Annotated in this window: 14 protein-coding genes and 1 pseudogene; 9 read left to right on the forward strand and 6 right to left on the reverse strand. The window is 70.9% G+C overall.

Annotated elements, in window-relative coordinates; genetic code table 11:
• Window positions 1-6 precede the first annotated feature (6 nt).
• The 3 genes from Pflav_RS12960 to Pflav_RS12970 are packed head-to-tail and all read right to left on the reverse strand — an operon-like array spanning window position 7 to window position 6,289.
• Window positions 7-4,935, reverse strand: coding sequence for a carbohydrate-binding protein (locus tag Pflav_RS12960; protein WP_173036398.1), 4,929 nt, complete (start codon window positions 4,933-4,935; stop codon window positions 7-9).
• Window positions 4,936-4,943: 8 nt separating this feature from the next.
• Entirely contained in the window at window positions 4,944-5,672 is a 729-nt protein-coding gene (locus Pflav_RS12965; protein WP_173036399.1) for a HoxN/HupN/NixA family nickel/cobalt transporter, read from the reverse strand.
• Window positions 5,669-6,289 carry a hypothetical protein gene (locus Pflav_RS12970; protein WP_173036400.1) on the reverse strand — a complete coding sequence of 207 codons (621 nt, stop codon included), beginning with the start codon at window positions 6,287-6,289 and terminating at the stop codon, window positions 5,669-5,671. Before Pflav_RS12970 ends, Pflav_RS12965 begins: the two co-directional genes overlap by 4 nt.
• Window positions 6,290-6,569: 280 nt before the next feature.
• On the opposite strand from Pflav_RS12970, the gene Pflav_RS45360 reads away from it, so the two are divergent.
• The 6 genes from Pflav_RS45360 to Pflav_RS13000 are packed head-to-tail and all read left to right on the forward strand — an operon-like array spanning window position 6,570 to window position 11,401.
• The gene (locus Pflav_RS45360; RefSeq protein ID WP_232071329.1) at window positions 6,570-8,057 is read left to right on the forward strand and encodes a hypothetical protein; all 1,488 of its coding nucleotides are present in this window, start codon (window positions 6,570-6,572) and stop codon (window positions 8,055-8,057) included.
• The gene (locus Pflav_RS12980) at window positions 8,057-8,497 is read left to right on the forward strand and encodes a hypothetical protein (RefSeq protein WP_173036401.1); all 441 of its coding nucleotides are present in this window, start codon (window positions 8,057-8,059) and stop codon (window positions 8,495-8,497) included. Before Pflav_RS45360 ends, Pflav_RS12980 begins: the two co-directional genes overlap by 1 nt.
• A gap of 33 nt (window positions 8,498-8,530) precedes the next feature.
• Window positions 8,531-9,358 (forward strand): DUF72 domain-containing protein, encoded by an 828-nt coding sequence (locus Pflav_RS12985; RefSeq protein ID WP_197938956.1) that lies wholly within the window; start codon window positions 8,531-8,533, stop codon window positions 9,356-9,358.
• Window positions 9,359-9,389: 31 nt separating this feature from the next.
• Entirely contained in the window at window positions 9,390-10,163 is a 774-nt protein-coding gene (locus Pflav_RS12990; protein ID WP_173036403.1) for a dienelactone hydrolase family protein, read from the forward strand.
• A gap of 2 nt (window positions 10,164-10,165) precedes the next feature.
• Window positions 10,166-10,432: a DUF6295 family protein gene (locus tag Pflav_RS12995; RefSeq protein ID WP_173036404.1), complete on the forward strand. Its 267-nt coding sequence runs from the start codon at window positions 10,166-10,168 to the stop codon at window positions 10,430-10,432.
• 6 nt (window positions 10,433-10,438) lie between these two features.
• Window positions 10,439-11,401: a M28 family peptidase gene (locus Pflav_RS13000; RefSeq protein WP_197938405.1), complete on the forward strand. Its 963-nt coding sequence runs from the start codon at window positions 10,439-10,441 to the stop codon at window positions 11,399-11,401.
• Window positions 11,402-12,252: 851 nt separating this feature from the next.
• Here Pflav_RS13000 and lexA read toward each other — a convergent pair.
• The gene (gene lexA / locus Pflav_RS13005) at window positions 12,253-13,026 is read right to left on the reverse strand and encodes a transcriptional repressor LexA (protein ID WP_173036405.1); all 774 of its coding nucleotides are present in this window, start codon (window positions 13,024-13,026) and stop codon (window positions 12,253-12,255) included.
• 15 nt (window positions 13,027-13,041) lie between these two features.
• On the opposite strand from lexA, the gene Pflav_RS13010 reads away from it, so the two are divergent.
• Entirely contained in the window at window positions 13,042-13,746 is a 705-nt protein-coding gene (locus Pflav_RS13010; protein WP_173036406.1) for a glycosyltransferase family 2 protein, read from the forward strand.
• A gap of 13 nt (window positions 13,747-13,759) precedes the next feature.
• Complete coding sequence (locus Pflav_RS13015) at window positions 13,760-15,403, forward strand: hypothetical protein (RefSeq protein WP_173036407.1); 1,644 nt, start codon at window positions 13,760-13,762, stop codon at window positions 15,401-15,403.
• Window positions 15,404-15,467: 64 nt separating this feature from the next.
• Here the strand turns inward: Pflav_RS13015 and Pflav_RS13020 are convergent, their stop codons facing one another.
• The gene (locus tag Pflav_RS13020; protein WP_232071333.1) at window positions 15,468-17,555 is read right to left on the reverse strand and encodes a PQQ-dependent sugar dehydrogenase; all 2,088 of its coding nucleotides are present in this window, start codon (window positions 17,553-17,555) and stop codon (window positions 15,468-15,470) included.
• Between the two features lie 10 nt (window positions 17,556-17,565).
• Window positions 17,566-18,525 carry a sugar phosphate isomerase/epimerase family protein gene (locus Pflav_RS13025; protein WP_173036409.1) on the reverse strand — a complete coding sequence of 320 codons (960 nt, stop codon included), beginning with the start codon at window positions 18,523-18,525 and terminating at the stop codon, window positions 17,566-17,568.
• Window positions 18,526-19,423: 898 nt separating this feature from the next.
• Here Pflav_RS13025 and Pflav_RS47935 point away from each other — a divergent pair.
• Window positions 19,424-21,369 (forward strand): annotated as a pseudogene (locus tag Pflav_RS47935) (S8 family serine peptidase); the annotation flags it as partial.
• Window positions 21,370-21,483: the final 114 nt, after the last annotated feature.

Here is a 21,483-nt window from a genome sequence, read left to right on the forward strand (position 1 = left end):
CTGCCGTCAGCTGATCGGCTTCCAGGGGCCGTTGCGGTCGCCCGGGGCCTGGTTGCGGGTGTACCACTTGGCCTCGTAGACCTTGCCCTGGTAGGTCACCCGGTCGCCGGCGTTGTACACCGTCGTGGGCGTCCAGGCAGCCGGGCTGCCGTCCGCCGGCGGCGGGGCTAGCTCCTCCCACGGGCCGTTCGGGTCGCCGGGCTTCTGGTTGCGGGTGTACCAGCGGGCCCGCCACCGCTTGCCCTCGTGCACCGCGACGTCGCCGCTGTTGAAGATGCGCGACGGCGTCCAGAGCGCGGTGCCCTCCTCGGTCATGGCGAGTTCCTGCCACGGGCCGTTCGGGTCCCCCGGCTTGTTGTTCTTCGCGTACCAGGAGGCCGTGAAGACCTTGCCCTGGTACGTGACCCGGTCGCCGGTGTTGTAGACCTTCGACGCGCTCCACGCCGCCGGCAGGTTGACGGTCACGGTGACCGTGCCCTGCGCGGGGTCGAGGGTGTCGCTGCCGGAGTACGACGCGGTCAGCGTGTGGGTGCCGCCGGCGAGGCCCACCGGGAGGGTGAACGTCGCCGAGCCGCCCGATAGCCCCGCCGAACCGCGGACGGTCGTGCCCTCGCGCAACTCGACCGTGCCGGTGACCGGCGCCGGTGCGGCGTCCACCTTGACGGTCACCTTCGCCGCGACACCCCAGTCGACCGGGGTCGAGGTGGCGGTCACGGTCGGCGTGCCCTTGGTGGTACGGAACACCGCCGGCTGGGCGACCGCCACACCGTCGTCCGCGCTCGTGGCCGAGACGACCCACGCGTACGAGGTGGCGGGCTGGAGGCCGCTCCAGGTCACCGAGGCGGTGCCGTTGGCGGTCACCTGGTCGGTGCCGATCACGCCGCACGGCACGTACGCGGCGAGCGAGTCGGTCTTGAACGACGTCTGCCGGGTAGTGAGGTCGACGGGGAGGGTGAGGTTGTCCTCCGCGCCGTTGTACCTCGGCCGGGTCTGGCTGCCGTCGGCGCGGATGTCGTACTCGGTGGCGCCGAAGTTTTGCAGGAGCGGCGAGTACGTGTCGATGTGCACCTCGGAACGGTCCACATCGAACTGGAGCAGCCGCAGGAAGCTCGCGCCGAACTGGAGCCGGTCGGTGGACTTGTGGTCCACCTTGCCGTCGGCGTTCAGATCGATGTTGCCGCTCGCGTCGACAAGCTCGGGCCACAGCTCACCCGCGGACACCGTGTAGAACTGGTAGTCCGCCAGCAGCTCGACCACGTCGTGCGCGACGGTGACCCCGACGTTCGACTTCACGTTGGTGCCCACGCCGTGCTCGTGGCCGGCGAGTACCAGGAAGACGTTCGGGTTGTTCTCCACGACCAGCTTGTAGAGCGGCGAGCCGTCCGGCGCGGAGAAGGCGGCGCCACGGCCGTCGGGGCTCGTCGACGGGCGCAGGTAGTCGTGGGAGAGCAGGATCCCGTTGCGGTCCTTGTAGCGCTTGAAGACCGAGTCGGCCCAGTTGGCCTCTTGCGGCGTGACGCCGTAGGAGAGGCCGACCGCCACGAAGTCGAGCCCGCCGGCGGAGAAGAGGACGTAGTTGTTCTGGTTGTCCTTGCCGGGCGTGACCGTGCCGTCGGCGTTGGTCGCCTCGTCCCACGCGTGGTACTCGGCGCCCGCCGGCCAGGCGCCGGCCACCTGGTAGTACCGGTCCGCGCCGAAGACCTTGCTGAACCGCGAGTCCGGACCTGTCTCGGCGCCCAGCTGGTTGTCGTGGTTACCGGCGATGACCTGGTTGACCACGCCCTTGTCGTCGAGCACCTTCTGGTAGCCGGAGGCGCGCTCGAACTCCCGGTCCACCTGCTCGTTCAGGCCGGGCCGCTGGAGCGAGCCGTCCGGGTTCTTGGCGAGCGGGTCGTAGTAGTCGTTCTCGATGATGTCGCCGGTGTGCGCGGTGTACGCGATCTTCCGCCCAGCCGCGTTGTCGGCGATCCACTGTGTCTGCTCGCGGTACGCCGCCGCGAAGATGGCCTGCTCCTCCGCGACCTGGATGTCGGAGGGCTCCTGCCGCCCGTCGAAGTCGTCGTACGTGCCGCCGGCCGCACCCTCGCTCAGGTACTGCGTGTCGGTGAAGTGGGCGAGCGAGAAGTCGTACGAGGCGGGGTCCTCGAAGCGGTCCTTGTCGTTCTGGGCCGAGGAGTCGCGCGGGGACAGGTCGTCGGCGAACGGGTCCTCGCCGGTGACCAGCACGTGCACCGTCGCGCCGTCCCGGTACGCGTCGGTGAGCGGCGCGGTGAGGACGGTGCTCTGCCCGGCCTTGCCGCGCGAGCTGGTCAGCACGTCCCACTTCCGGCCGGCCGGGTCCCACACCCGCAGCGCCACGACCCGGGCCGGGTCGATGGTGCCTTCCCAGCGCAGCGTCGGCGCCTGCTGGCTCGCGGCGAGCGGCACGTCGTACCGCTGGAACACCACGTCACGGCTGGACGGGGTGTCGACCGTCCGGCCGTCGAGCGGACGCAGCGAGCCGACGTCCACGCCGCCCTCGTGCTGGACGTCCAATGTGGTCGGTACGGCCGACGCGACGCCCTGGTACCCGGAGATGGGCGCCACGACGTCGGCCTTGGTGAAGGTGGCGGTGAGCGGTACCCCGTCCTCGCCGGGGATCTTCGCGGAGAGTGTGGCCTTCGGCGCGTTCGTGCCGCTGACGGCCGTGTCCAGCGCGGTCGGCACGTCCGGGATGCTGGCGCTGGTGAAGCGCACCTCGCGGGTGGCCGTGTTGCCGAGCGTGTCGGTCGCGGTGACGGCGAGCGTGTGCGCGCCGGCCGGCAGGCCATGGCCGATCTGGTCGCCCTGCTTCACCGGCTTGCCGTCGAGCGTGATGGTCGGCGTACCGGCGACGCCCGTCGCGTCCTTGACCTTGACGTTGAGCGCGACCGTGGCGGTGAGCCGCTGTCCCTCGGCCGGCACGCTGCTCTCCACGACCGGCGCGGTGTTGTCCACAGTGAACGTACGCGTGGCGGTCTTGTCACCGCTCGTCGCCGTCACGCTGTGCTGGCCGTCGGTCAGCGCCGCGGTGTCCACGTCGGCCCGCAGCCCCTTGCCGGGCTGGCCGGCGTCGACCTCGAAGAGGATCTCCTTGCGCAGCGCGTTGTTGTACGTGCTGCCACACGTCCCGTCCCCGATGAACGTGGTGACCTGCGTCCCCGCCGGGTACGACGCCGAACCGATCGTCACGGTCGTCTGCGCGACCTCGCGGGTCAGCTGGACGGCCTGGGGGCCGCCGGCCGGGAAGAGCTGGAAGTCGCGCATCGTGAAGTCGTCGAAGTTGCCGCCGGGGCAGTCCGGCGCGATCGTCGTGGGGTTGATGCCCGCGACGAAGTCGAGCACGTTGACGCCCGGTACGAGCCACTCGTTCGGGAACGACAGCTCGGCGATCTCCTTCTCCCAGATGCCGAGGTTCAACGGGATGCCGTTGATGTGCACCTGGTTCTGGTAGCCGCCGTCGGTGCCGTTGCCGCCGATGAAGAGGCGCAGCCGAGCGTCCCCGCCGCTGCCCAGCGTGGCGACCGTACGGGTGGTCTGGGCGTCCGAGACCGTGAAGGCGAACTCGACGTCCTTGTTGGTGCCGCAGGTCCCGTCGCCGAGTGCGAGGGTGGCGTCGGCGGTCGCGGTCCGGGTGCCGCCGCTGAGGTAGTACACATTGGACAGCGCGGCCGTACCGGTGCTCACCGCGAGACCGACCGTCGAACGGGTGATCCGGAAGTCGTCGTGGTTGGCGCAGAGGCTCGCGCCGCTGCCGGAGTTGTAGTCGCCGGTGAGCACCTGGACGGTGTTCTCACCGGGGCGCAGGAAGCGGTTCGGCAGCTTGACGGAGACCGCCTCCGCTCCCCCGGCGCCGTAGTCGCCGCCGAGGCCCAGGCGGTTGCCGTTCACCATCAGGTAGTTGTGGTAGCGCGCCTCGGCCGAGTTGCCGGCCGCGATCGTGAAGGTGAGCGTGGAGGTGCCGGGCGCGAGCGTCTCCGCGTTCTGGGCGGGCGCGCCGTCGAGCGCGATCGCGTCGACGCCGGTGTCGCCCTCGCGCGGTGCCGCCGCGATGACCGGCTGAGTGCCGCGCACGAGCGCGCCCTCGGCCGGGGTCACCTTCGCCGAGCCGGCCGGTGGGTTGTTCACGCCGACGTTGACGCTCGTGGTGGCGCCGGAGGCGGTGATCGCCTTGATGGTGTGCGTACCGTTCGGCAGCGACCGCGTGTCGAGGTCGAGGCGCAGGCCCGAGGTGCTGCCCGGCTCGCCGGACAGGACGAACGTCAGCGCCTGGGTCAGCCGCGGCGTCGAGGTGCCGCAGGTACCGTCGCCGAAGCTGTAGCTGAACAGGTTCTGCTCACCGTCGATGACCACACCGAGCAGGCTCAGGCTGATGCTGCTGAGCGGGAAGTCGTCGAAGTTGGGGCAGCGCCCGCCCTCGCCGTTCGGCAGCTGCTCGTACCCGATCGCGGCCGTGTTGGTGCTGTCGACCCAGTTGGCTCCGGCGTGGACGGTGATGGTGTTGACGCCGGACCGCAGCCACTCACCCGGGAAGTCGAGCACCCCGGCGTTGCCACCCGGGATGTCCGGGAAGAAGACGCGGTCTGCCTCGGCCGTGTGGTCGTTCACGGTGATGTAGTTGTGGTAGCGCGCCTCGGTGCCGTTGCCGCCCATGTCGAAGGCGAAGTGCGCGGTACCGGCGGTCCGCACCCCGTCGACCGTATGGTCGTCGATGGCGATGTCCACAACGGAGTCGTTCTCGGCGGTGGGCTCGGCCTTGACGGTGAAGGTGCCGTCCAGCGCCTGGCCGTCCCGCAGGTTGAGCGTGGGCGCGCCGGCGACGACCGGCGGCGCCTCCTCGGCCCCGGCGCTGGTCGGGGCTATCACGGCCGCGGCCGCGACGGCGACCAGGGTCCACAGCGCACGCGTGCGCTTCATGACTCTCCTTAGGGGACGGTGGCGAGTTGGATCGCGGCGACGGCGGTCAGGCCGGCGCCGAAGAGCGTGATGCCGGCCGCTGCGACGACCGGCGCCACGCGGGTGGCGAGGCGGAGGGTGGCGTGCGTGCGCGCGCCACGGAGGACGGCGGTGCTGCCGCCGATCGCGAGCAGGCCGACGCCGAAGAGCACGACGGCCATCCCGACGCCGAACGTCAGGACCAGCAGCAGCGCGAAGCCGGCCCGCCCGATGAACAGTCCGGTGACGAGCACGAGGAACGCGGCCGGCGACGGCGTGAGCCCACCCGAGGCGCCGAGCAGCAGCAGGCCCGGCCGCCTGTCGTGGTCGTGATGGTGGTCATGGTCGTGGCCGTGATGGTGGTGATGCTGCCGGCGCCGCAGCAGCCACACTCCCGTACCCAGCACGAGGAACCCGGCGGCGAGCTGGAGCCACGTGGTCAGCTCCTCCATCCGGATCGCGTCCGAAAGGGACAGAAACGTCCACGCCAGACCGATCACCAGCACGGAGAGCGTGTGCATCACGGCGACCGAGCCGCCGAGCCAGGCCGCGTCCCGGATCCGGCCGCGCGAGCCCACGAGGTACGCGGCGGCCAGGCTCTTGCCGTGCCCCGGCGTGACCGCGTGGCCGGCCCCGGCGACGAACGCGAGCGCGAACGCCACCGGCGGCACCCCCGGCGACTGGATCGCGCTCTGGAGCTGGTCGGCGAGCGTGATCATGCGGCGACACGCCGCCTTCTGCCCACGACCACGGCCCCACCCGCTATGAGCACCAGGCCAACGACCACCGCGGTGATCTGGAGGGCGGCGCTGCGACCGGTGCCCGCCGCCGGCACCGCGTCACCCAGGGTCCACTCATGGGTGTACGCGTCGGATGTGTACACCGCCCGGGCACCACCCGGTCCGGTGGCGAGGGTCTGGTACGCCGGGTCGAGATCGGTGAGCGTACGCACGGCGACGGCGACCACCCCGACCGCGGCCGGGCAGGTGAAGTCGGCCGTGGCGCCGGTGCGGGCCAGGTCGGTGGGGGGCGCGACGGTACCGGCGCACTCCCGCCCGTCGCTGGTGACCGTGATCCGCTCGCGCAGGTACGCCGCGAACCGCGGGGACGGGCCGACCGCCGCGGCGTCCGAGTCCTGGTAGAACACCGCCCCGTCGAGCATCACCCGGTCCCGCGGCAGCACCCCGAGCGCGACGCCGAGCACGGTGAGGTCGTCGAGCCCGCCGACCTTCCACCGCACCCGTACGACCTCGGGACGCGCCTGGTCGAGCGAGATTGCCACGGTCTGCGGGTCGCCGAACGGATGCGCCCGCGCCGGCGCGGGCGCATCGAACACGGTGGCGACCAGGCATGCGCAAACCGCGAGGACACGCGCCAGTCCGCGGGGCTGCAAGGACAACACTCCAGGTCGAGAGGGGTTGGCCTGAGTCTCTGCCAGCCCTTTGAAACTAACGGGCTCAGCACAGTGATCAACAGAAGATGTCAACGTGAACACTTAGTTGATCATCATCGGTGCAGCGCCTTGACATCGACTGCTATAGCTGCTTTTCTGTGACACACATCGATCCCCGCGCCTCCGGGCGGCGCGCCGTTTCTCTCCGGAAGGGAAACCGCGAATGCCCGATCGCTCCCATCGCCGGCGCCTCACGCTGTCCGCCGGCGCCCTCGTGATCGCCGTCCTCGTCGGTCTTCTCGGCGGCGGTGCGTACGCCGGCGAGCAGGCCGACCCCAGCCTGCCGGCCAACGACGCCGCACGCGGCATGGTCTACAGCGGACTGCTCGCCGCCAAGGACGGGCCGTGCGCCGGGATGTTCCAGGTCAAGGGCGTCACGCCGGCCATGTGCACGCACGGCCCGGACCCCGCGCCGGCCGGCCTCTCGGTCAAGCGCTCCGTCCAGCCCATCGCCGCCGCGGCCGCCGGCGCCAGCGCGCTCGCGGTCTGCGAGGGCGACGGCACCTCGGGGCGGCGGGTCGAGGTGCTGTACATCCACGGCTCGACCAGCCGTTACAACCAGTACCTGGAGACCTTCCGCTCCCTCGCCGAGGGCGTCGACGTCATCTTCAACGAGAGCGCCCGGGAGACCGGCGGCGAGCGTCACGTGCGGTACGTGACCGAGAACGTCAACGGCGCCTGCCGCCCGGTCGTACGGGACGTGCAGATCGCTGACTCGGCGCTCAACGCGAACGACTGGGCCCCGCTGCTCAACGCGGTCCGGGCCGCCGGCTACACGCGTACCGACCGCAAGTACCTCCAGTTCGTCGACGCCAATGTCTACTGTGGAATCGGCGGGTTCGCCGGCGACACCCGCAAGACCGACGCCAACCGCTCCAACGCAGGTCCCGAGTACGCGCGGGCCGACAACGGCTGCTGGAGCGCCGGCGTGGCGGCACATGAACTCGGCCACACGCTCGGCGCCGTCAACAACAACGCACCCAACGCGTCCGGCGCGGCGCACTGCGTCGACGAGTGGGATGTCATGTGCTACAAGGACGGGCCGAACGTCGTCATCCAGACCAAGTGCCCGGACCGCGCGCACGACCAGCGGCTGGACTGCAACCACGACGACTACTACCACACCAACCCGGCGTCCGGCTCGTACCTGGCGACCAACTTCAACGTCGCCGACAACCTCTTCCTCATCAAGGGCACCGGCGGCGGACCCGGCCCGCAGCCCAGCCAGAACCGCGCGCTCACCGCGACGGCGTCCGCGTCGTACACATCGTCGTGGGAGAGCGTGGCCGCCATCAACGACGGCGCCGAGCCCGCCACGTCGAACGACACCGTCAACCCGCGCTGGGGCACCTGGCCCAACACCGGTGAGCAGTGGGCGCTGCTGACCTGGGCGTCGGCGCAGACGCTGACCTCCGCCGAGGTGTACTTCTTCGACGACAACGGCGGCGTCCGCGTCCCGGCGTCGTGGCGGCTCCAGTCGTGGAACGGCAGCGCGTACGTCGACGTGCCCGGCGCGAGCGGGTACCCGGTCGCGCTCAACGGGTACAACCGGGTGACGTTCGGCAGCGTGAGCACGACCCGGCTACGGGTGCTGCTCCAGAGCGGCGCCGGTTCGGTCGGGCTGCTGGAAGTCAAGGCGTTCGGACCCTGATGACCCTCGCACACGCCGGCGCCGTCCTCACTGTCCACTCGGACGGCGCCGGCTCGGTCTGGATCACCGCGCGGTGGATCGACGGGCACCCGGTGACGGGGCCGGCGAGCGCGATCCTGACCGCGACAGCGGCCGGCCACCGGGTGGGGCCGGCCCCGTTGCGGGCGATCGGTGACGGCGCCGGCACGCTGACGTACGCGGGCCAGCTGCCGCCCGGTAACTGGACGGTGACCGCCGAGCTGGCCATGCCGGCCGTCGCCCGCTGCGACGCCAGCTTCGAGGTGGGCACCGCGGCCGCACCCGCCACCGTGACCTGCGACTCCGCGCCCGAGCAGGTACCTCCCGCCGCGTCCGTCCCCTGGCCCACCGTGATCCTGGCCGGTGCCGTCGTCGCCGTACTCCTGGCGGTGTTCCTCGTCGCCCGCAGGCGGCTGTGGTGAGGTGGGCCCATGCGTCTACACGTGGGGTGTGCGATGTGGACGCTCAAGTCGTGGCAGGGGCGGCTCGTACCGCACCCACTCCCCCCGCACGAGCGGCTGCGGCACTACGCCAGCCTGTGCGACGCGGTCGAGGGAAACACCACGTTCTACGCCACGCCCACGCGGGAGACGGTGGCGTCGTGGGCGGAGCAGACCGACCCCGACTTCCGGTTCGTGGTCAAGCTGCCCAAGACCGTCACGCATGAGCGCCGCCTCGCCGACGCCGACGAGCCGCTGCGCGCCTTCCTGGACGCGGTCGAGCCGCTCGGGCCGCGGGCGCACGCGCTCTGGGTCCAGCTGCCCGGGTCGTTCGCGCCCGGCGACGTACCGGTGCTCGCCCGCTTCCTGCGCCGGCTGCCGGCCGCCCACCGGTACGCGGTCGAGGTCCGCCACCCCGCCTTCTTTGCCGACCCGCGCGCGGCGGCCCAGCTCGAAGAGGTGCTCACCGCGATCGACGCCGAGTGGGTCCCGTTCGACACCACGGCGTTCTTCAGGAGCCCGCCCACCAGCGACGCCGAGCGGGAGGCGTGGACGAAGAAGCCGCGCGTGCCGCTGCGCACCCGCGCGCTGACCGCCCGGCCGATCGTCCGGTACCTCGGCCGCGACGACACCGAACACACCGTGGCGGGCTGGCAGCGCTGGGTCGAGGTCGCCGCCGGGTGGCTGCGCGAAGGGCGCTCACCCACGATCTTCATCCACACGCCGGACAACGCGGACGCGCCGGCGCTCGCCCGCCGCTTCCACGACGAGGTACGCGCCCGGGTACCCGACCTCGCGCCACTCCCCCAGCCGATACCGGCCGAGCCGCTCACCCTGTTCTGACAGACTCATTCGCCCGGCTAAGTTGTCCCCCGTGTGGAACTCACTGCGCACCGACGCGCCCGCCGGACTCGTCGCCGGCGTCACCGCGTACCAAGCCGGCGACGGCGACCTCGTCCACGCCTACGTCGCCCGCCCGGAGGGCCCCGGCCCCTTCCCCGGCGTCGTGCTCGCCCATCACATGCCGGGCTGGGACGAGCTCTACCGGGAGTTCGCCCGCCGGTTCGCCGACCACGGGTACACGGCGATCTGCCCCGACCTCTACTGCCGCACCGGGCACGGCGAGCCCGACGACGTGGCCGCCGCGGCCCGCGCGGCCGGCGGCCTCGTTGACGACACGGTGGTGGCCGACCTCGTCGCGGCCCGCGACCTGCTGCGCGCCCTGCCGACCGCGAACGGCAAGGTCGGCGTCTTCGGCACCTGCTCCGGCGGCCGGCACGCCCTGCTCGCGGCGAGCAAGGCCGGCGGCTTCGACGCGGTCGCGGACCTGTGGGGTGGCGGCGTGGTGGCCTCGCCCGAGGACCTCGTCCCGCAGCGCCCGGTCTCCGTGCTCGACTACACCGCCGACCTCGACGCGCCGCTGCTCGGCCTCTTCGGCGACGAGGACCAGTTTCCGACGCCCGAGCTGGTCGACCGGCACGAGGAGGAGCTGAAGAAGCACGGCAAGGAGTACGAGTTCCACCGGTACGCCGACGCCGGCCACGGCTTCTTCTACTACCACCGGTCGGCGTACCGCGCCGACTCCGCGATGGACGGCTGGGCGAAGGTCTTCGACTTCTTCGGCCGTCACCTCTCCACGGGGAGCTAGCCATGTGCACGAACATCTCCGAGACGGTCCCGGCCGCCGGTGCCGCCAAGGGTGGCGCCGGCTGGTTCCCGGTGACCGCCGCGAACGTCGGCTTCGACCACGCGGTGGGCTCCCGCTTCGACCACGCCCTGCTGCTCGACTTCGTCGACCCGGCGCGCGGCCCGTCCGCCCGCATCGCGGTCGAGCTGGACCTCGAGACGGGACGCGCGCTGGTGGCCGCGCTCCAGTCGGTCATCGAGGCGGCCGAGCGCAGCGGCGCCCCGGTCTAGCCGGCCGTGTTCGGCGCTTCCGAGCCGCGCCTGGGCCGGCTGCCCGCGGCTGACCTGGGCGCTCTACGAAGCCGGGTGGACGCCGCCCGGTTGCGGATGGACGTGGAGCGCCTCGACGAGCCCCGCGGCCGCCTCCACGCGCCCGAGGCGATGGACCGCGCCGAGCGGTACGTGATCGACCAGCTGGAACGGGCCGGCTGGTCGGTGCGGCGGCGCCCGTACACCGAGGGGGTCGCCGGCGTGAACCTGCTGGCGACCGCCCCCGGCCCCGGTGGCCCGGCCCGCCTGATCGTCGGCGCCCACCTCGACACCGTGCCGGGCAGCCCGGGCGCGGACGACAACGCGTCCGGGGTGGCGGGGCTGCTGGAGCTGGCCAGGATCGTCCCGCCCGCCCCGGACCTCATGCTCGTGGTCTTCGACCAGGAGGAGGCCGGCATGCACGGCTCCCGCGCGCTGGCCCGGGAGCTGGCGGCCGCCGGGCGCGAGCCGGCCGGCGTGATCGTCTACGAGTGCATCGGGTACACGGCCAGGACCCCGGCGAGCCAGACCCTGCCGCCCGGCCTGAGCCTGCTCTACCGGGGCCAGGTCAAGCGCATGCGCGCCCGCGAGTTCCGCGGCGAGTGGACCCTGTTCATCTACCGCGCGTCCGCCCAGGAGCTGGCGGCCCGGCTCGGCGGCGCGCTGGCCCACCTCGCCGGGGCGCCCTCGGTCATGTTCGCCCGCGACCCGCTCGACCTCCCGCTGCTGGGGCCACTGCTCGACCGGGTGGCCCCGCTCGTGCGGGACTTCGCCCGCAGCGACCACAAACCCTTCTGGGACGTGGGCATACCGGCCATCCAGGTCACCGACACGGCGAACTTCCGCAACCCGCACTACCACCAGCCCACCGACACCCCGGAGACCCTCGACTACGAGCGGATCGCGGACATCGTCGCCGCCACGGCCGCGGTCGTCACCTCCCGCGAGTGAGACGAATCGAGCTACCGCGACGCCCGTCGTGGTCCAGACCGTCGCTCCCGCGGCCTCACCCTCCGCGGTCGGCAAGCTCACCCCCGGGCCGTGGCCGGCCGATCCCGACCCTTCGCGCAGCCCACGCCCAACCGCGCCCTCCCTGCGCGGTTGTGCGCCTACGGACCTTCCAGGGTCAAGGTCTCAGCCCGCAGCGGTGAGATCTAGGGGAGTTTGGGTTGCTATGACGCGCTAACTCCCCTAGATCTCGAAGTCTAGATGGGACAGCTAGGCGCCGCCTCCGCCCATCCTGGGCGCATCGATGCGCCCAGGATCTAGGACCTTCCAGGGTCAAGGTCCGGACAGATCGGCGGACGAGGCCTTGATCGATGGGTGGCCAGGTCGTCCGTGTCGAGAAATGGCCCCTGGAGGGGCGCCCTTTCGCCACGGACGCACGGAAGGCACCCCGCGACCAGCCGATCAAGGGAAACACCAGGTCCGAGCGATCTGTTGGTTATCGCCGAGCCGACGGCACGGGCCTGTTTTTTGTAGGGAGCGGAGCAAATGCGACCAAACACGCCGCTCTCTCGCCACTCGCCCGCCAACGATCCACGCTGCCTAGAACTATCGCGGTCTACTGAGACCTACACGCGCAAGCCAAGGGTCTGGGGCTGCGGTTGGGCGCGGCCGCGCGCCCAACTCGACAGGTCGCGAAAGGGAGGGGTCCCGGGGGTTGGGCTTGGACCGCGGAGCCGGCAGTGCGGGTCGGGGGTTTCGGCGAGCGCCAGCGAGCCGCCGACCTGCGCGGTGCCCGCGGGAGCATGCGGTCCGCAAGTGACGCGGACCGGGGAAAATATCGGCCCCAAGGATCTCTATACCCGGCGCAGAACCGACACGACCTTGCCCAGCACGACCGCGCGGTCGCCGTCGATCACGTCGTAGGCCGGGTTGCGGGGTTCGAGCAGGACGTGGCCGCCTCGCCGGCGGTACACCTTGACGGTCGCCTCGTCGTCGATCATCGCGGCCACGATCTCGCCGTTGTAGGCCTCGTTCTGCTGCCGCACCACGACGATGTCGCCGTCGCAGATGGCCGCGTCGATCATCGAGTCGCCCTGGACCCGCAGGCAGAAGAGGTTGCCCCGGCCGACCAGGTCACGGGGCAGGGTGAGCGTTTCCTCGGACGTCTCCTCGGCGAGGATCGGCGTCCCGGCGGCGATGGTGCCGACCAGCGGTACCCCGACGGTCGCCGGGTCGCTGTGCTCCGCGGCGCCGGCCATGCCGAGGAACAGGCGCACGTCGACCGGGCGGGTGGCCGTACGGCCCCGGCGCAGGAACCCGAGGTCCTCCAGCACGCGCAGGTGGCGGCTGACCGACGAGGTCGACGCGAGCCCGACCGCGTCGCCGATCTCCCGAGTCGAGGGTGGATAGCCGTACCGGATCACCCAGTCCCGGATTACGGTGAGAATGTCACGCTGCCGTGAGGTCAGCGTCGAAGTGTCGAGATCCTCGGCCAGTGCCACGCCCAGATCTTGACCCACCGCAGGCCAGGACGGCGCCAGGCACGCCGGACGGCCGTCTAGCACAGCGCGGCGGGCCGGATTTCGGCGAAGCTGGTAGGGTCTGCGCGGTCGTAGGGCCGCGAACATTTTACTGGGGGCGCCATGAAGTTGTCGATCTTGATGCCGGTCTACAACGAGGCACGGACGATCGAGGTTGCCGTCAAGCGGGTGCTCGGCGTGACCTACCCCGTGGACTTCGAGCTCGTCATCGTCAACGACGGCAGTAGCGACGGCACCGCGGAGGCGCTGGCCGCCATCGACGACGTCCGGGCGCGCGTGATCACGCACGAGCGCAACCGTGGAAAGGGCGCGGCGATCCGCACGGCCGCCGAATCCGCGTCCGGCGACTACATGATCATATGCGACGCCGACCTGGAGTACTCGCCGGAGGAGATCCCCGGCCTGCTCGCTCCGGTGATCGCCGGCGAGGCCGAGGTCGTCTACGGCACCCGGACGTTCGGCAGCCACTCCTCGTTCTCGTTCTGGTACGTGATGGGCAACAAGTTCGTGACCACGTTCGCGAACGTGCTCTTCAACTGCTACATCAGCGACCTGGAGACCTGCTTCAAGCTGATGCCGCTCGAGCTGTACCGCCGGCTGGACATCAAGTCCGCCGGGTTCGGTATGGAGGCCGAGGCGACGGGCAAGCTGCTGCGCATGGGCTACCGGCCGTACGAGATCCCGATCTCGTACCGCGCCCGTGGGCGGGAGCAGGGCAAGAAGATCACCGCTTGGGACGGCATCGAGGCGCTGTGGATCATCCTGCGCATGCGGGTGGGTCGCCGCCCCGCCGCGCTGACCAAGTAGCGCCCGGCCCTCGATGACCACTGCCTCCGCCACCCAGACCGCGGACCCGGAGCCACCAGCGGCGGAGCGCACCCGGTGGCCAGCCCGCGCGCGAGCCACCGCCCGCCGGTTCTACGTCGACGCCGCGGCCGGGACGCTGGCGGTCGTGCTGCTGTTCGCCCTGCACAACATCTACGTGATGATGAAGGCGAACTACTGGCTGGACGAGGCCTGGGTGGCCGCCTCCGTGCGGCTGCCGCTGTCCGACCTGCCCTTGGCCACCTCGTCCACCCCCCTCGGCTGGACGTTCCTGCTGCGCCTCGTGCCGGACGTCGACTACCTGCGGCTCCTCCCGCTCGCCTTCCTGGTGGCCGCGATCCTCATCGCGTATGCCCTGGGGCGCTCGCTTGGCTTTCCGTACCGCTGGGAGGGTGTCCTCGCCGGGCTGGCCGCGGCGACCGGCGTGATCCTGCTCCCGGCCTCGCAGATACGGCACGACCTCAAGCAGTACACGGCCGACGCCGCCGTGGCGCTGGCGCTGATCACGCTCGTGTCGCTCACCGAGCGCAACTGGTCCCGCCGGCATCTCGGTGCGATCGCCGCCCTCAGCACGGTCGGCATGCTGATCAGCCACCCCACCGCGATCATCGCGCTCTGCGCGAGCGCCGGACTCGTCGTCACCACGCTGGCCCGGCGGCAGTGGCGCCGGCTCGTGGAGTCGCTGGTCACCGGGGCGGTGTCCGGCGCGGCGGTGCTGCTGGTGTACCTCGGTGTCACCACCCGCGGCCGTAACGAGTCGCTACAGACCTACTGGGAGGGTTACTTCCCCAACCTCGACCAGTTCTGGGAAAACGTCAACCTGCGCCTGAACGAGCTTCAGCCGTCCCTCGGGATGCCCTGGTGGCTGCTGCTCAGCCTGGCCGGCGCCGGCGCCCTCGTGGTCGCGTTCACCGGCCGCCCGGCGACCGCCATCGCCGTCGTGCTGGTGCCGGTGGTCATGGCCGTGCTCGGCCTCAACAAGGCCTACCCGCTGCTCGACCTGCGCACGTCCCACTTCTTCCTGGTGCTCTGCGCGGCGCTGGCCGGGCTGGCCGTGGCCGGCGTCCCGATCGGCGTCGTACGGCTGGCCGCCTGGGCGGCGGGACGGTCGGGCCAGTGGACGACGGCGGTGGCCGCCGTCGTGGCGGTCACGATGTTCGTCATCTTCGTGAACAACAACCAGGACTGGCTGCGGCTCAACGACGCCGAGAGGGTGAATCCGGCCAACGGGACGGAACAGGGCGACATGCGCTACGGCGTCCAGGTCCTCGAGTCCCAATGGAAGCCCGGCGACGTCATCGTGGTCAACTCGCTCGGCAGCTTCGCCTTCGCGCTCTACTGGCCACGCGAGCCGGCCCCGCGGCGAAACACCCACCTCGCGGTCGGTTGGCTGCCGACGTACCCCGACGACGCCCGGGTCGTGGTCGTCGAGGACCGCACCTACGAGGCCATCGAGGCCAGCCTCGCCCGCGCCCGACAGCTCGCCGCCGCGCCCGGCGCCACCGGGCGGATCTGGCTGATGCGGACCCACGTCATACCCGCCGAGCAGAAGATGTGGCGGGTCGCCCTCACGCCGTGGGTGGTCGCCAACAAGCCGAAGACGGGCGGCGTGGTGGTGGTGATCCGGCCGCCGTCCTGAGGCCCGCCGTCCTGAGGCTGGCCGGACCGATCCCGGCCCGGCCAGCCATTCCCCAGGAACCGGTCTACCCCGCCGCGTCCGGGGTGGGGTCGAGGATGACCTGCGTCGTACCCGTCTGGGGCGGCGTGCCCGGATCGCTCGGCGCGTCCGTGTACTCCGCGATGAAGACCGCGAAGAGGTTGTCGCCGTCACCGTGCCCAGGGGTCGTGGTGCTGATCGTCCCCGAGCACCCGGTCGCGGTGCTGATCGGGTGGCCGTGCTCGTCGTGGCCGAGGATGTACCGCACCGTGACGCGCGAGCAGTCGATCGGCTCGTCGTCGAGGACGCTGACCTCGAACGCGACCTGCTGCCCGAACTCGAACGGCTGCCCCTCGACCGGGGTCACGAAGCTGACCACCGGCGCGATCGGGCCGACGAAGAACGGCAGCTCGGCCGAGGCGGAGCGACCCGTGCTGTCGGTGACCTTCAGCGTCGGGCGGTACGAGCCGTTCTCCTGGTACGTGTACGTCGGGTTCGGCGCGGTCGAGTCCACCTTGCCGTCCGCGTCGAAGTCCCAGGCGTACCTGAGCGCGTCGCCGTCGGGGTCGGTCGTGCCCGCGCTGGAGAACGTGACCGTCAGCGGGGCCAGCCCGGCCAGCGGCGAGGCACTGATCTTCGGGGTGGGTGTGCGGTTGCCGCGGACGAAGTCGATCCGCGCGAGCTGGGCGTCCGGGTTCTCCGAGAAGAAGCCGTCGCCGTACTCGAGTACGTAGAGCGCGCCGTCCGGGCCGAACTCCATGTCCATCGGGTTGTCGAAGACGAACGACGGCAGCACCGGCTCGATGCCGCTCACCTCGCCGCGGCGGTCCAGCGTGAACGCCTTGACGTAGTCGCGGGTCCACTCGTAGAACAGCGGCTTGCCGTCGTAGTACTCCGGCCACTTGACCTGCGAGCGGCCGCGCTTGTCGTAGTCGTACGCCGGCCCGGCCATCGGACCGATGCCGCCCTCGCCGAGCTGCGGGAAGTCGGCCGAGAGGTCGTAGGAGTACTTGACCTCCGGCTCGGCGACCGCGGGCAGGCGGGTGAGGCCGGTGTTGTGCGGCGACTCGTTGACCGGCCGGGCGCAGTCGAACGGCGCACCCGACTCGCCGGTGGCGAAGTCGTAGTCCACATAGGGCAGATCCGGCGCGGCGCAGTACGGCCACCCGTAGTTGGCCGGGCGGTCGATGAGCATCCAGCGGCCCTGGCCGGCCGGACCCCGGCCCGGGTCCGCGTCGCCCGCGTCGGGCGAGTAGTCCGCCATGTACACCCGGTTCGTCTTCGGGTCCACGTCGAAGCGGAACGGGTTGCGCAGTCCCATCGCGTAGATTTCCGGCCGGGTCTTCGCCGTACCCGGACGGAAGAGGTTGCCCGACGGGATGGTGTATCCGCCGCTCGGCTTGACCCGGATGCGCAGCAGCTTGCCGCGCAGGTCGTTGGTGTTGGCGGAGGTGCGCTGCGCGTCGAACGCCGGATGGCGGTTTGCCCGCTCGTCGATCGGCGCGTACCCGTCGGACTCGAACGGGTTGGTGTCGTCCCCTGTGGACAGGTAGAGGTTTCCCTTGCCGTCGAAGCCGATCTGGCCGCCGACGTGGCAGCAGATGCCGCGGTCCACGGGTACGTCGATGATCCGCTGCTCGGTGTCGAGCCGCAGTGTATTGCCGGACAGCTTGAAGCGGGACAGCCGGAGCGCGCCCTTGAACGGCGCCCAGTCGGCCTCCGTACCCTCGAACGGCGCGTCACCCTCGTTCACGTCCGGCGTGGCCGGGTCGTCGACCGGGGTGTTGAGCGGCGGCGAGTAGTACAGGTAGACCCACTTGTTGTGGGCGAAGTCCGGGTCGATGGCGATGCCCTGGAGGCCCTCCTCGTCGTGCTCGTACACCGGCACGTCCGCGGCCAGCACGTTCAGGCCGGTCTTCGGGTCGTGGATGCGGACCTCGCCGGTCCGCGCGGTGTGCAGCACCCGGTTGTCGGGCAGTACGGCGAGGCTGATCGGTTCGCCCGGGAAGTCGTTCAGGGTGACCTTCTGGAAGCCGCTGTCCGCCGGCGGCGCGCTGCTGCCGGCCACGGCCGGGGTGGCGGTGGCGCCGCTGACGACAAGCGCCATACCTGCCACGACTGCGAGCCTCTTCACGCCCATCACCTCAGAACCGCATGGACGCTAGGTAGTCGTAGCCGACGTCGGCGGTGCTGATGGCGTCAGCCGGGTTGCGGGGCGGGGTGCCGGCGTCGTCGCGCTCCACGATGAACTCGTCGATGCCCGCCTCCCGTCCGTACCGGAAGACGCGCGCGAAGTCGATGAGGCCCTTGCCGGCGTCCTCGAAGCCGCCGTCCGCGTTCATGTCCTTGACGTGGAACTGGCGGATGCGGCCGCGGTTGCGCTGGATGACGTCGACCGGGTCGTGCGCGCCGCGGGTCACCCAGAAGAGGTCCACCTCGAGGTGCACCAGGTCGGGGTCGGTCTCGTCGGCGAGCACCTCGAAGCCGGTGCGCGAGCCGCCGTCCTGGCGGAAGAACTCGAAGTGGTGGTTGTGGTAGCCGAACTTGAGGCCCGACCTCTTCGCCATCTGCCCGGCCTTGTTGAGGTCGCGGGCGAACGCCTTGTACACGGCGGAGCTGCGGATCGGGCCGTTGGCGTCGACGCCGAAGAACGGGTGCACGATGTACCGCTGCCCGATCGTGCGGGCGTCGTTCAGCGTGGCCTGCCAGGCCGCCGCGTCGAACGGCTGCGGGATGCCGGAGTGGCCGGACGTGGCGCGCAGGCCGGCCTTGTCGAGCGCCGCCTTGAACTGGGCCGCGGTGCGGCCGACGAAGCCGGCGTGCTCGACGCGGGTGTAGCCGATCCGGCGCAGCGCCGCGAGCGTGCCGTCGAGGTCGATCGCGAGCTGGTCGCGCAGCGTGTAGAGCTGGACGCTGATGTGGTCGAGCGGCACCCGGCGGGACCCACCGTGGTTACCGCCTGAGGCCTCGGCGGGCCCGGCCGCGGCCAGCACTCCCGCCGCGCCGACGGTAGCGGCCGTGGCCGCTTTCAGTACACCCCGACGGCTGAGCGCCGGGACGTCGGGCGCGGCTGCGGTGCTGGACTGTTCGTGGGAAATGCACATGGAGACGCCTCCTGGTGAGGGTGGACATGAGTCACCCCGACCGGACAGCGCCAGAAGCTCGTATCGCCGACTTCGGAGCACGACGCGAAACGGCCGGCCATTGGGGTGACCGGGCGTTCGTCGAGCGGTGCCACACGCCGACGACCGATGACTCGCGAGGGCCCGCGACACGCCGGAACCAGGCTGCCGAACCCTTGCCATCGGGTCCCTGCCACCGGCGGCGAAGCCGTCGCGCACGTCCAGATACAACATCAACTCATCTGAACGTTTGGATCATAGGCACGGCACGCCGCCCGTAGCAAGGCGAATCGGACGACTCGACTCCTGCTCACGTTTTGGTGATGATTTGCTGACGCAGCGTCCTTGATCGATCTCTTCGGTGATCTTTAGTGTCCAACCGGGCCACTGGCGAGAACCGCGCGGCGGCCCTTCACTAGGGGAGGCAACATCGATGTTGAGATCGACACGCCGACTACGACTTGCCAGATCGCTGCTGAGCGCGGGCGCGGCGCTTGTCGTCGTCGCGACGAGCCTGGCCGCGACCGGCTCGGGCGCGCAGGCGGCGCCCGGCGACAAGATCCGCCCGGACCTGACCCAGCGGTTCGAGGCCAAGGGTGAGTCCGACTTCTGGATCCGCTTCGCCCCCAAGGCCGACCTGAGCAAGGCCAGCGCCATCAAGGACTGGAACGAGCGGGGCACTGCCGTGGCCACCGCTCTACAGCAGACCGCCGAGGAGAGCCAGGCGAAGGTCCGGGCCGACCTCGACGCGGCGGGCGTGAAGTACGAAAGCTTCTGGGCGACAAACGCCATCAAGGTCAGCAGCGCCTCGCGGAGCATGGCGCAGGACATCGCCGGCCGCGGCGAGGTCGAGGGCCTCTACGCCCCGATGGCCTACGAGATGCCCAAGCTCACCCCCGGTACGAACGAGAAGACGGTGAACGCCCTCGAGTGGGGTATCGCGAACATCAACGCCGACGACGTGTGGTCGCGGTACGGCGTCAAGGGCGCCGGCATCACGATCGCGAACATCGACACCGGCGTGCAGTTCAACCACCCGGCGCTGGTCAACTCCTACCGCGGCAACAACGGCGACGGGACGTTCAACCACAACTACAACTGGTTCAACGCGGCCGGAACCTGTGCCACGCCGTGCGACAACAACGGCCACGGCACGCACACCATGGGTACGATGGCCGGCCGCGACGGTGCCAACGAGATCGGCGTGGCGCCCGAGGTGAAGTGGATCGCGGCGAACGGCTGCTGCCCGAGCGACGCCGCCCTGATCAACTCCGGCCAGTGGATGCTCCAGCCGCGGGACCTGAACGGCCAGAACCCGGACGCGAGCAAGCGGCCGAACATCATCAACAACTCCTGGGGCTCCGAGCTGCCCTCCAACGACCCGTTCATGGAGGACGTGACGCTGGCCTGGGAGGCGTCCGGCATCTTCGGCGCCTGGTCCAACGGCAACGAGGGCCCGGGCTGCCAGACCAGCGGCTCCCCGGTAGCCGCATCGCCAACTACTCCGTCGGCGCGTACGACATCAACAACAACATCGCCAGCTTCTCCAGCCGTGGCGCTGGGCAGGACGGCGAGATCAAGCCCAACATCTCGGCGCCCGGCGTGAACGTGCGGTCCAGCCTGCCCGGCAACGCGTACGGTACCGCCAACGGCACCTCGATGGCCGCGCCGCACCTGGCCGGCGCCATCGCGCTGCTCTGGTCGGCGGCGCCCAGCCTGGTCGGCCAGATCACGGCCACGCGCTCGCTGCTGAACGACACCGCGACGGACAAGCTCGACACCGCGTGCGGTGGCACGGCGGACGACAACAACGTGTACGGCGAGGGCCGGCTGGACGCGCTCGCGCTCCTCGACGCCGCCCCGATCGGTAACGTCGGCACGTTGGCCGGCACCGTGACGGACTCGGCCACCGGCGGCCCGCTCGCCGGCGCGACCGTCGCCCTGACCGGCGCCGCCGAGCGTCAGGTGACCACCGGCAGCGACGGCAAGTTCTCCTCGCAGGTGCCCAGCGGTGACTACCAGGTCGCCGTGACGCTCTTCGGGTACGGCACCAAGACCGTGCCGGCCACGGTGACCACCGGTAACACGACGACGCTCAACGTGGCGCTCGACCCGGTACCGAAGGTCACGCTCAGCGGCGCGGTGACCGACGGCTCCGGGCACGGCTGGCCGCTGTACGCCAAGGTGACGGTCGCGGGTCCCTCGGGCGCCGCCGACTACACCAACCCCGTCAACGGCCGCTACAGCCTCTCCCTGCCGGCGGGCGCCACGTACACGCTGACGTTCGTCCCGCAGTACCCGGGCTACGAGACCGTCACCAAGGAGGTCGTGGTCGGTTCGCGCAACGTCGTCCACAACGTCGCGGTACCGGTCGCGGTCACCTCCTGCGCCACCGCACCGGGGTACGAGTACGGCTCGGACGGCGAGTACGAGACCTTCGACAGCGGGACGACGCCGGCCGGCTGGACGGTCGTCGACCACATCGGCACCGGTCAGGTCTGGAAGTTCACGGACGACGGCAACCGGGGCAACCTGACCGGCGGTACCGGCGGCTTCGCCATGCTCGACAGCGACAACTACGGCAGCGGCAACCGGCAGGACAGCTCGCTGGTCAGCCCGGTCGTCGACCTGACCGGCGTCGCCGCTCCGGTGATCCGGTTCAACCAGGACTTCCGCTGGTTGGGCAGTGACCGGGCCGACGTCGACCTCAGCCTCGACGGCGGTGCCACCTGGACGAACGTGCTCCGGCAAGCGGCCAGCTTCCGCGGACCCCGGGTCACCGAGATCCCGATCCCGCAGGCCGCCGGCAAGGACCAGGTCCAGGTGCGGTTCCACTACTACGACGCCTCGTTCGAGTGGTGGTGGGAGGTCGACAACGTCCTGATCGGCAGCCAGGTCACCTGCGTGCCGACCAACGGCGGCCTCGTCGTCGGCCACGTC

It is taken from the genome of Phytohabitans flavus, from assembly GCF_011764545.1.
Lineage (GTDB): Bacteria > Actinomycetota > Actinomycetes > Mycobacteriales > Micromonosporaceae > Phytohabitans > Phytohabitans flavus.